Origin of the sequence: Neobacillus sp. NPDC058068 (assembly GCF_042885335.1) — a bacterium.
Taxonomy (GTDB): domain Bacteria; phylum Bacillota; class Bacilli; order Bacillales; family Cytobacillaceae; genus Neobacillus.
On sequence record NZ_JBHVSI010000002.1, the window covers coordinates 429,014 to 440,533 of the forward strand.

Sequence of the window (11,520 nt, forward strand, 5' to 3'; positions counted from 1 at the left end):
AGTGATTTTTCTCTGTAGGGATATCCTCTTTTTGTTATAAATATTTCCGATGGACGCTTTTGCTGTCATAGGTAAACAGCATTCTTCTTTCTTCTATCATCGTTTCGATATGGACTGGTCTGCCCCAAAGCTGCTGGATATATGGCAGCACTTTTTCAAGATATTTCACATCCAGTTCCACGCCTTCATACCAGTGCTTCAGGTAAAGCTCGCCGTTTTTCATGTAGTCGCCATCATTGACGGTGATGTAAGGAAATCCACCGTTTACCCGCATATTCACAAGCTGGTCGCGGATATGCTCCCATTCTTTGTCGACGATTTTATAATCCCGGCCTTGTTTCTGGAAAAGATACATATCTTCCCTCATCACGAGGTCCTTATTTAAGTAATTCCGTAGAAAAGAAATATCCGATTCAACCTCACGAACCTCGAACATTTTTTCCCTGCCTGAGCCGGGCTCGACGCCTCTTTGCTTCATTTCTTCGGTTGGGTTGTCATACCGCTCTTCGATATCCTCAAAGATTTTGATGCCGAGATAATAGGGGTTTATCCCTGTTTTTGACGGCTGAACAACTCCGGCATTCAATTTGGCGAATTCAATTGCTTCTCCGCTCGTTAAATCCAATTCCCTTAATATCCGTTGATGCCAATACGATGCCCAGCCTTCGTTCATGATTTTCGTTTCAAGCTGGGGCCAAAAGTAGAGCATTTCCTCCCGCATCATTGTCAAGATGTCTCTCTGCCAATCATCAAGCTCCCTGCTGTACGTTTCAATGAATAACAATAAGTCCTTTTCTGGCCGTGGTGGAAATTTCTTCTTCCTGGGTTGATTAGTTTCCTGCTTTTCTTTTTCATCCAGCTTCCAAAGATCATCATACGGTGTTACCGCTTGGTATTCTTGATCTTCTTCTTCCTCATCATCGCCAATCGACCAGGATAGTTTAGGTCTCATTAGAGATGGATCGATATGCTCATCAATCGCTAATACAGCATCAAGGAAGGTTTCTACTTCCTTTTTACCGTATTGAATTTCATATTGATGGATTCGCTCAGCAGTGGCCGCCATACTTTCGACCATATCCCGCTTCGTATTTTGAAAGCGGACATTATTTTTGAAGAAATCACAATGCGCTAATACGTGAGCCACAATGAGTTTGTTTTGAATCAGCGAATTCGAATCTAATAAGAAGGCATAACACGGATTCGAGTTAATAACAAGTTCATAAATTTTGCTAAGACCTAAATCATAATGGAGTTTCATTTTGTGAAATTGCTTCCCAAAGCTCCAATGGGAAAATCGGGTCGGCATCCCATAGGCACCGAACGTATAAATGATTTCTGCAGGACAGATTTCATAGCGCATCGGATAAAAATCTAAACCAAAGCCGGTTGCTATTTCAGTGATTTCACTAATCGCGTATTCAAGTGATTTTCGTCCTTCCACATTCATTAGCCATTCCCCCTTTTCTTCTTATCACAATGTATGAAGTAATCAGGGGAATGATGTAAACTATGACTATTTTTCCAGTACCCATGTTGTTTCATCCTAGGGTATTTTTTTCGCTTCTGCTGCCAGCAATAGACCTACATAGCGATTACGCTTCCACTCTGTTTTAAGGACTGATAACGGTGGATTCGTTTCGCCAACCAGATAACTAATTTCAATCGTTAGCGCCGGACGGTGATAGCTAGTAATAAACCAATCAGTAAAGCCGCCGCCCACCGCTTCTTTCTCCGGCTTTGCCAATTTATAGCGTGTCATTTTTGAAACCTTCTTGGCAATGTCCTTATCTCGTTTTAGGTATTTACCGTTTTTATAGTTCCAGAAAATCTCTCTGCCCGCCGTATGATATGCCACTGCAATTGAAGGGTTTATTTCTTTGATAAAATTTGTTAAGGCAATGACCTCCAATGCTTCAAGAGGTTTCTTCCCTTTAAAAAATTTATTGGAAGGTGCTGATGGTTCTGGGTTAAGAGCGTCCCAGCCAGCCGGATACTGCCGATTTAAATCAATCCCCACCCCATTGGCTTTCCATCCTTCAAAATTGTTCACGCCGCCATTCATGAGCAGTAAACGCTTTTGATGATCGACGGGAAAGATTTGCAGATTATTCTGTTGTACTGCAACACCATCCGGATTCAACATTGGTACAAACCAAATCGAGACATCATCAAGAATACGTGTGGACTTAAGCCCCAATTGCCCTCTAGCTTGATAGGCATCAGCATAAGATTCAAGCATTTTCATCAAAAGCACACTTGTCAGCCATTCACGCCCATGATGGGTACCAATAAAAACGATATTTTTCTCCCCTTTGCCAAGCTTTATCGCCCATATATTGCTGCCAAAGTGGGTTGTGCCAATCGATTTCACTTCCACTGTTCTATTATATTTTTTTTGAATTTTCTCGATGTCGTGTTCTAACAGGTCAAATGAATACGGTTTATTTGCTTTAACAATTTTTGCTTGTGATATTGTTTCAAACTGGAGGAAGACAATCAGAAAAAAACATAACAATTTCGCCATAATACCTCCAATTTTCAATAAAATTATACAGGTAAATGTTGAAAACAGCGCTAACATTGAGTGTCCAACATTTTCTGTGAAAGTTATCGGCAGAATGTCATACAATAATCTTAACTCCTAATAAGGAGGAGAGAACACATATGAATAAAATTGATTACGACCGGGCGTTGTACTATACGCACCGTTCTGAATGGGACAATTTACTGATTTTAATGGTACGGACAAAAGACCAGTTTTTATCGAAAAGAATCGAACAATTCCTGCACGCCTACAATTTTGAACGTGACTACACTGTGATTGAAACGAAACTTTATAATCTTCTTCGTTACATCGACCATGCTAACGAAACCATTGAACCTGATGAAAATGGAGTACCGATGTATAGTCTTTCCTGAAAAAACAAGTGGATACAGAATTTGTGGAGAAAATTATTTACAACCGGGGCAAAGAATTCCACCACCAAAAAACGGCTTCCCTAGTTGGAAGCCGTTTTAACTAACCATTCACCAAGCCATTTCGAAGGACGTATACTCCGCAATTGGCAAAATGGATGATTTATTTATTCTCTTGAACCATTTCAATTTTTTGATCCACAAGCTCCATAAACGCTTTTTCAATCGCAAGCAGTTTCGTTTTACTTTCTTCCAAGCTGTTACTATTTACTCCAAAGTAAAATTTCACTTTTGGTTCAGTTCCTGATGGTCTTAGACACACCCATGAACCGTCTTCAAAAATATATTTTAAAACATTCGATTTCGGTAAATCAATTTTTTCTTCTTTATCGTTCCTAACCCGAAGGCCTGTTAAATAATCTTCTGTTACATCCGTTTTGAAAGATCCTAGGCTTGAGAAAGGTTCCGCTCGGAAGGAAGCTAAAATCCGTTGAATCATTTCTGCTCCTTCTTTTCCTTTTAAAGTTAAAGAACGAAGGCCTTCCTGATAATAACCATATTTATTAAAAACTTGCATCAGCCCTTCATAGAGGGACATGCCTTGTTTTTTATAAAAAGCACAAACTTCTGTAGCTAAAAGCGAAGCCTGGATGGCATCCTTATCTCGCGCAAAGTCGCCGATTAAGTAGCCGTAAGACTCTTCATACCCAAACAGGAAGGTATGGTCACCATTTTCTTCATACTCCTTAATTTTTTCCGCAATAAATTTAAAGCCTGTTAATACATCAACTGTTTCTAATTGATAGGCCGAAGCAATTTTTCTTCCTATCTCAGAGGTAACGATCGTCTTTAACACAACCGCATTTGCTGGCAAAGTGCCTTTTTGCTGTTTCTGAGAAAGAAGATAATCCAGTAATAACGCACCTGTTTGATTGCCTGTAAGGACAACATATTCTCCCTCATCATTAAGAACCGCAATACCCAGGCGGTCAGCATCAGGATCAGTCGCAATTAACAGGTCAGCTCCAACTTCTTTACCGTCGCGAATGGCCAATTCAAAGGCAGCATGTTCTTCTGGGTTTGGACTTTTTACCGTTGAAAATTCCGGGTCTGGAAGTTCTTGTTCTTTGACGACCGTTACATTGTTATAGCCTAATTCGGTAAGACCAGCACGGACAAGTTTATTTGCCGTTCCATGTAATGGTGTAAAGACAACATGAATATCCGTTTCCTCAGCAAGATTCGGATTCTCAGAGATGGTCTTTAATTTTTCAATATAAACTTGGTCAATGTCTGAACCAATGGTTTTAATTAAACCTAAGCCTCTTAACTTTTCTTCACTGTCTACCTCGATGACTAATTCATTCTCGATTTCATTTACCTTAGTAATAACAATATCTGCTGCTTTAGGCGTCAGCTGCCCGCCATCGGGACCATAAACCTTATAGCCATTATATTCGGGCGGATTATGACTGGCTGTAATGACGATGCCTGAAAAAGCATGTAAGTATCTTAAGGCAAAGGATAATTCCGGTGTCGGTCTTAGTTCGTCAAACAAATAGGTTTGAATCCCTTTTGTTGCCAGTGTCTTAGCAGCCTCCAACGCAAATTCCGGTGATTTATGACGTGAATCATAGGCAATGACAACACCGCGTCGTTTTGCTTCCATCCCACTTTCTTCTATGTATGCTGCCAGGCCGGCGGAAGCCTTGCGGACAGTGTAAATATTCATTCGGTTTGTACCTGCGCCTATTTCACCACGCATACCGCCCGTTCCAAATTCAAGATTCTTATAAAAAGACTCTTCTAACTGCTTTTCATCCGTTTTCATTTCTTCTAATTGATTTTTTAGTTCCTGATCCAATCCAGCAAATTCATTCCAACTGTTTGCCACAACTTTCCAATCCAAAAGGGGTCCCCTCCTATTTCTGTATCCTGTATATTGTTTCTAAGTTTTAGTCTGTTACTCCTTCAAAAACCACCAGAAATAAACCGACAATTTTTGCAGGCAAGTGAAACAACTCACATTCTATCATACCTCAAAATCACTATGTTTAAGAGAAGAAATAAAAAAAAGCCTGTAAAAAGCACAGGCGAAGGTTTTTCTATATAATCAACTCATTGTCAGCCTTTGTGTAAATGCTGAGCATCGGATTTTTCATACACTTTGCTTCTACAAATTGTTCAAATTCAAATGGAAAAAACAAGCCGAATTCCTTTAGTGTTGCTACATTTTTGTTAAATACAGCTTCATATTGTTCAGCCAGGGGAGAAGATTCGAGAATGGATATTAACGTTTGCATACTTGTCATCACCTGAAAAGCATCTTTCAATGTGTTAAAATCTTCAAAAGGGAGCAATACCTTTAATTCTTCAAATTGACGGATTTCCTCATCACTAAAAAAGTTCGGAAAAATATTGGAATAAATATACCTCACCAGTCCATTAATTTCTACTTCTTGACTTGGTATCGAGGCAAAAACTATTTTCACTAGTAACCCACCTTTGCCATCGCTATAATCTGTCTTATTATATAGATAAGAATAACATAATTAAGTGCGGATAAACGGTGGTAATTAATAGAAACGCAGGGATGTGTAATGAATGCTTACAACGAAACGAAAGGGCGAGTGGTTTGAAATCATCGTCCCAAAAGAATGGGAAGCAAAAACAGTAGACGAGCTATTTCGTCATGTTTGGGAAGCTCCCAAAAAATTAACTCATATATTTCGGATGGAGGATAAAGTCCTAATAGACGGAGTTCGTGCTAATTGGAATTTGCCGCTGGCTACCGGCTCAAAGCTGAAAATCCAACTATTCGAGGAAGAAACACTGCAAGTTATTCCGAATTTCTTTGAAATTGATATCCTGTTTGAAGACGACCATGTTTTAGTAATAAATAAACCGCCTTTTATGAACACCCATCCAAATGACCCTAAGACTGAGACAGATACACTTATTAATGCTGCTGCATTTTATTTACAAGCGGGTGGGGAAGTAAGAAATATACGGCAAATCCATCGCTTAGACCGGGAAACGACAGGAGCAATTATGTTTGCCAAACATCCGTTAGCAGGTGCTGTTTTTGACAAAATGCTCGAAAAACGGGAAATAAAAAGAACATATATTGCAGTAGTACAAGGTCTATTAAAGCGAAAAAAAGGAACGATCAATGCCCCAATTGGCCGTGATCGCCATCATGGAACAAGAAGAAGGGTTTCAGAGTCAGGATCTCAGGCGATTACCCACTATCAAGTGTTAAAAATAGATCAAAACAAACAACGCTCCTATGTAAAATGCTGGCTTGAGACGGGGAGAACACACCAAATTAGAGTTCATTTGAGCCACCTGGGACATCCTTTAGTTGGCGATACTTTATATGGCGGGCAGCCACTTGTGAAAAGACAGGCACTTCATGCCGCTAAACTTGAGTTTATTCATCCATTTACCAATGAGAAAATTGAATGCTTTGCACCATTTACAGATTTACCGGAGATTTTTAACACAATTGATTTGGATACAATATAGAAAAAGCCTCCGAAGGGGAGGCTTTTTCTAATTCCAGTTCCTATTTATGTTTAATCTGCTTTTCTAAAGGCACGCATGATGAAGCTTAACAGAATGACCAGGACGGCAGCACCGATGATTGCCGGAATAATCGCAAAGTTAGCTAGATGCGGCCCCCAATTTCCTAAAACGGCTGTTCCGAGCCATGCACCAACAAAACCAGCAATGATATTACCAATAATGCCACCCGGAATATTTCTTCCGACGATAAGCCCTGCTAACCATCCAATAATTCCACCGACAATTAATGCCCAAATGAAGGTCATATTAGAACACTCCTTTTTAGTATTCACGATTCACTTATTTATTAGCATATTTCAAAGACCTAAGGCAGTAGTGGAAAGTTATTTTTCTTGCTGCCTGTACCTTTAAAATACCCTATTTTCTTTTTTATACTCATAATTCCTGCATAGATGTTTTTGCTCATTTCACCTGATAAAGATTAACTTGAATACATAAATTACTGACTCCCAGTGAAAAGTAAATTAAAATGCGCCAAGTAACATGGAAGTTTTCGTAAAATTCTAATGTTAAGTTTATGTAAATTTTTTATTAAGATATATCTTTTTTCGACATTCTTCAGATAAAATACTTAAGGTCATACATATTTTATATTCAATGGAGGTTCAACCAATGGCATTCAAAAAGAATGACAAATTCTCGGTATTGCTTAATAATATTTCCACTAACTTAAAAGAAAGTGCAAATTTCTTTACAGAATACAAATTAAAAAATATCAGTGATTTAAAAATTTTTTCTGAGAAAATGAAGGAGCTTGAGACAAAGGGTGACAGCTATGTCCATGAAGTAATAAAGGAATTAAATGATGCCTTCATTACTCCAATTGAGCGTGAAGACATCCTCCACTTAGCCATGAGTATGGACGATGTGCTTGACGGTCTGGAAGCTTGTGCTGCCTTATTCGAAATGTACTCGATTACTCAAGCAGACGAATTTATGTTGAAATTTGTCGAGGCAATCAATGGCAGTGTTCATGAAATTGACAAGGCCGTTGAATTACTGTCAAACAAAAAATTACTGAAAATTCGTGAACATGCTATTAAAATTAAAGATTACGAATCAAAATGTGATAACGTTTTACGACAATCGATTAAACATCTATTTACTATTGAAAAAGATCCAATCCGTATTATTCAATATAAGGAAATATACGAAAATCTTGAAGATATTGCTGACTACTGCCAATCAGTCGCTAATACGCTTGAAACCATAATCATGAAAAATGCCTAAGGAGCAAAAAAATGAGCCTTATATTAATACTCACCATATTAATTGTAATTTGTGCCCTTGCATTTGACTTTATTAATGGTTTCCATGATACAGCGAATGCAATCGCTACTTCTGTTTCAACTAAAGCGTTAAAACCACGCCAAGCAATTTTGTTGGCTGCAATAATGAATTTTGTTGGGGCAATGACATTTACCGGTGTCGCAAAGACCATCTCTAAGGATATCGTCGACCCGTTTACGCTTTCCAGTAGTGCCGCCACTAATACAGGTTCGATTGTTATTCTTGCTGCATTGATTGCGGCAGTTGCCTGGAACCTGATCACCTGGTATTACGGAATTCCAAGTAGTTCCTCTCATGCTCTGATCGGTTCGATTGCAGGAGCGGCTGTTGCTGCAAAAGGATTAAATATACTTAACTACCAAGGTTTTATAAAAATTCTTGAAGCTCTTATTCTTTCACCTATTTTAGCATTTGTCGTAGGTTACATTCTTTACAGTATTTTTAAAGTTGCTTTTAAAAATTTCAATTTAACTAAAACGAATCGTAATTTCCGCTTTATCCAAATAGCAACGGCAGCATTACAATCCTATTCACATGGAACTAATGATGCCCAGAAATCAATGGGTATTATCACAATGGCCTTAATTGCTAATAATTATCTTCCAACAACTGCAGATGTTCCTCATTGGGTTCAATTCTCCTGTGCTCTGGCGATGGGACTCGGAACCTCAATCGGCGGTTGGAAGATTATTAAAACGGTTGGCGGAAAGATTATGAAAATACGTCCAATTAACGGAGTAGCTGCTGATTTAACGGGGGCCGGAATTATTTTTGGCGCCAGCTTGATTCATATGCCAGTTAGTACAACCCATGTTATTTCTTCCGGAATACTTGGGGTTGGCTCTTCACACCGTCTAAAGGGTGTTAAATGGGGTACAGCACAACGGATGCTGATTACCTGGGTTATTACCCTTCCTATTTCTGCACTATTAGCAGCAATCTGTTATTTTATTCTAAATCTAATTTTTTAGTACAAAAAGCCCAAGCGCAAGCGGCAGTTATCTACACCCAAATGAATCTATATTTTCCTAGACCTGAACGAAAGAGGAAGTAACAAAGGGTAAACCCTTTTGTTACTTCCTCTTTTCATTTCTCTGTAATTTAAAGTAAGGTTGTTACTTTTTTTGTACAGCTCTCCATTGCAGACATTACGGCTCCGCGAAATTGATTTTTTTCAAGAGAGGCTACAGCTTCAATTGTTGCACCGCCTGGTGTACAAACTTGGTCTTTAAGTTCGCCAGGATGTATTCCTGTCTCAAGTACCATTTTTGCAGCGCCTAATACGGCTTGCGCTGCGAGCCGGTAAGCCTTTTCCCTTGGTATTCCCTGCCGTACTCCCCCGTCTGCCATTGCTTCAATTAATAGATAAACATAAGCTGGGGAAGACCCGCTGATGGATGGCACCGCATCCATCAGTTTTTCTTCGAGACGCTCTGTTTGGCCACAGGCGGTAAACAGGTGCTCCACTTCCAAAAACTCTTCTTCGCTTAAATAGTCATTAGCGCAAAGGGCAGTCATTCCTTCTCCGACTAAAGAAGGCGTGTTTGGCATGGTCCGAACGGCTCTTACCTTTGTGCCAAATGCCCGCTCAATATCCATCAAGGAAATCCCTGCAGCTATCGTGACAATAATTGCCTTTTGTTTTATATCGCTTTTAATTTCTTCAATAACTAATTCATGAAGGTCGGGTTTCACTGCAAGAATAAGGATGTCGGCACTCCTGGCAACCTCTTTGTTATGTAGTGTGGTAATAATATTATAGTTGTGTTTGATTTTTTCGAGCGTTTTTTCAGTCATCGCACTTGCGATGATCTTCTCTTTAGGTATAATGTTTGATTTCACGATACCTTCTATAATTGCCTGCGCCATTTTCCCTGCTCCGATAAATCCAATTGTTTTGTTCATATTTACAACACCTTATCTTTTTACTTATACATTTTATTTTCCAAAACGATGACATTTTCTGAGAAAGTAGTTCTCCCCACTTCTTTCGTATTTTGAACTAAGCGATAAACATTATCACAGCATTGTTTGGCCCCCTTAACTAGTAACGGTACCCCGATAAAATCAATTTTCAAGCCTCTTGAAAAAAATCCTCCCATTGACATTGTAAAGGGAACAGTCGGCGATGTATTAGAAAAGACAATCTTTTCATCAAATTTAAATTTTTCCTGTAATAATAAACTCATTTCTTTTAATGCTGGTACTACATATTTATTTCTTTTCCGTCCAATCGTATACACGGAGTGGCCATCCTCATCAACCCCGTGTAAAATTAGCTTTCCAAAATCTTCTTTCGTTAATTGGTTAAAATATTTTACATTTAATATTTCTTCAGTACTAAGTTCCCGCTCTGATCGTGGTAAATGTTTCAGATGATAAGCCGCTGCTAATGAAGTAGTATGTGTCCCGCCATAATCATTATAGATATAAATCATGGTATCATCCCTTTTTTATTATCTATGTATATTATGCTCTTTTTATCAAGCTTCGATTCTTTGAATGAATTCAAAAAAAAAGAGAAGGTAATCAATGATGATTAGCTTCTCTTTTCCGCCTCGGAAATTTAATGCTGAACTAACTTCATAACCCACTCAAGCAGAACGCCTCCAAAGTAGACGCCGAAAACACCAACTACTGCTGAAAATACAGGAGGTGCAGGCAAGGGAAGTTTTAAAAATTTAAACAGCATTCCAACAACTAATCCAGCAACTAAAGCCAATAATACTTCTTTCATCTAGTTAACCTCACATTAATTAAATTAATAATTACTATTAGAAAGCTCACCTTTAGCTATTGAAACACCGGAACTTGCACCGATTCGAGTTGCGCCTGCTTCCACCATTGCAATCGCATCTTCACCACTACGGACACCACCCGAAGCCTTCACACCAATTTCTGGGCCGACTGTTTGGCGCATTAGGCGAATATCTTCAACTGTTGCACCGCCTGTTGAAAAGCCTGTAGAAGTCTTCACAAAGTCTGCTCCCGCTTTTACCGAAAGTTCACATGCTCGTACTTTTTCTTCATTCGTTAATAGGCATGTTTCGATGATTACCTTTACCAAAGCTTTTCCTTTTGCCGCTTCTACAACAGCACGGATATCTCTTTCAACCAAATCATTCTCTTTATCCTTAAGTGCCGCAATGTTAATCACCATATCAATTTCATTTGCACCATTTTCAATCGCATTTTTTGTTTCAAATGCTTTTGTTTCAGGAGTTGCCGCCCCTAAAGGAAAACCAATTACTGTACACACCTTCACCTCAGGCGTGTCAGCAAGCATTTCCGCCGCAGTCCTTACCCAGGTTGGGTTTACACAAACAGAGGCAAACGAATACTCTTTTGCTTCCTCGACTAATTTAACAACCTCTCCTCGAGTTGCATCAGCTTTTAATAATGTATGATCAATCATGCTGACAATATTTTGTGTCATATGAATATCCTCCCCATTTAATAAAATTTATATAAAAGAATCTTAGTAATTATTTATCACAACGTAACTATAACAAAACCATTGAACATTTGTAAATACTTTTATGAACAAATGTAAAACTTTTTTATAAAAAGGCTGTGTTAAAAGTGAATGTTGATTTCCGTTTCAGGCGCTTCGCTTTCCGCGGGGCGGGCGGTGAGCCTCCTCGGCACTAAAGCGCCTGCGGGGTCTCACCTGTCCCGCTGCTCCCGCAGGAGTCTCGCGCCTTCCACTCCAATCAACATTGT

At 39.0% G+C, this 11,520-nt stretch carries 13 protein-coding genes; 4 read left to right on the forward strand and 9 right to left on the reverse strand.

Going from position 1 to position 11,520, the window contains the following annotated elements; translation table 11 throughout:
- Window positions 1-34 precede the first annotated feature (34 nt).
- On the reverse strand, window positions 35-1,450 hold the full coding sequence (locus ACFVSW_RS04390) for a SpoVR family protein (protein WP_387312658.1): 1,416 nt from the start codon (window positions 1,448-1,450) through the stop codon (window positions 35-37).
- Window positions 1,451-1,546: 96 nt separating this feature from the next.
- Window positions 1,547-2,527 carry a M14 family zinc carboxypeptidase gene (locus ACFVSW_RS04395; RefSeq protein ID WP_387312660.1) on the reverse strand — a complete coding sequence of 327 codons (981 nt, stop codon included), beginning with the start codon at window positions 2,525-2,527 and terminating at the stop codon, window positions 1,547-1,549.
- Between the two features lie 140 nt (window positions 2,528-2,667).
- Here ACFVSW_RS04395 and ACFVSW_RS04400 point away from each other — a divergent pair, with 140 nt between their 5' ends.
- Window positions 2,668-2,922, forward strand: coding sequence for a YhdB family protein (locus ACFVSW_RS04400; RefSeq protein WP_387312663.1), 255 nt, complete (start codon window positions 2,668-2,670; stop codon window positions 2,920-2,922).
- A gap of 160 nt (window positions 2,923-3,082) precedes the next feature.
- Here the strand turns inward: ACFVSW_RS04400 and ACFVSW_RS04405 are convergent, their stop codons facing one another.
- Both ACFVSW_RS04405 and ACFVSW_RS04410 read right to left on the reverse strand, forming a co-directional pair.
- Entirely contained in the window at window positions 3,083-4,828 is a 1,746-nt protein-coding gene (locus tag ACFVSW_RS04405) for a phospho-sugar mutase (protein ID WP_387312665.1), read from the reverse strand.
- Window positions 4,829-5,024: 196 nt separating this feature from the next.
- Window positions 5,025-5,411, reverse strand: coding sequence for a YhcU family protein (locus tag ACFVSW_RS04410; RefSeq protein ID WP_387312668.1), 387 nt, complete (start codon window positions 5,409-5,411; stop codon window positions 5,025-5,027).
- Window positions 5,412-5,523: 112 nt separating this feature from the next.
- On the opposite strand from ACFVSW_RS04410, the gene ACFVSW_RS04415 reads away from it, so the two are divergent.
- Window positions 5,524-6,447 carry an RluA family pseudouridine synthase gene (locus ACFVSW_RS04415; protein WP_387312671.1) on the forward strand — a complete coding sequence of 308 codons (924 nt, stop codon included), beginning with the start codon at window positions 5,524-5,526 and terminating at the stop codon, window positions 6,445-6,447.
- 50 nt (window positions 6,448-6,497) lie between these two features.
- Here the strand turns inward: ACFVSW_RS04415 and ACFVSW_RS04420 are convergent, their stop codons facing one another.
- A complete protein-coding gene (locus tag ACFVSW_RS04420) occupies window positions 6,498-6,752 on the reverse strand; it encodes a GlsB/YeaQ/YmgE family stress response membrane protein (protein WP_387312673.1) in 255 nt (84 codons plus the stop codon).
- Window positions 6,753-7,119: 367 nt separating this feature from the next.
- On the opposite strand from ACFVSW_RS04420, the gene ACFVSW_RS04425 reads away from it, so the two are divergent.
- Window positions 7,120-7,737: a DUF47 domain-containing protein gene (locus tag ACFVSW_RS04425; protein ID WP_387312676.1), complete on the forward strand. Its 618-nt coding sequence runs from the start codon at window positions 7,120-7,122 to the stop codon at window positions 7,735-7,737.
- Between the two features lie 11 nt (window positions 7,738-7,748).
- Complete coding sequence (locus tag ACFVSW_RS04430; protein WP_387312678.1) at window positions 7,749-8,768, forward strand: inorganic phosphate transporter; 1,020 nt, start codon at window positions 7,749-7,751, stop codon at window positions 8,766-8,768.
- Window positions 8,769-8,898: 130 nt separating this feature from the next.
- On the opposite strand, the gene proC is transcribed toward ACFVSW_RS04430, so the two are convergent.
- From proC to deoC, 4 genes are all read right to left on the reverse strand, one after another.
- Complete coding sequence (gene proC / locus ACFVSW_RS04435; RefSeq protein ID WP_387312680.1) at window positions 8,899-9,702, reverse strand: pyrroline-5-carboxylate reductase; 804 nt, start codon at window positions 9,700-9,702, stop codon at window positions 8,899-8,901.
- A gap of 20 nt (window positions 9,703-9,722) precedes the next feature.
- Entirely contained in the window at window positions 9,723-10,235 is a 513-nt protein-coding gene (locus ACFVSW_RS04440) for a DUF3189 family protein (protein WP_387312683.1), read from the reverse strand.
- A gap of 128 nt (window positions 10,236-10,363) precedes the next feature.
- Complete coding sequence (locus ACFVSW_RS04445; protein ID WP_387312685.1) at window positions 10,364-10,534, reverse strand: XapX domain-containing protein; 171 nt, start codon at window positions 10,532-10,534, stop codon at window positions 10,364-10,366.
- A gap of 24 nt (window positions 10,535-10,558) precedes the next feature.
- Window positions 10,559-11,233 (reverse strand): deoxyribose-phosphate aldolase, encoded by a 675-nt coding sequence (deoC, locus tag ACFVSW_RS04450; RefSeq protein WP_387312688.1) that lies wholly within the window; start codon window positions 11,231-11,233, stop codon window positions 10,559-10,561.
- Window positions 11,234-11,520: the final 287 nt, after the last annotated feature.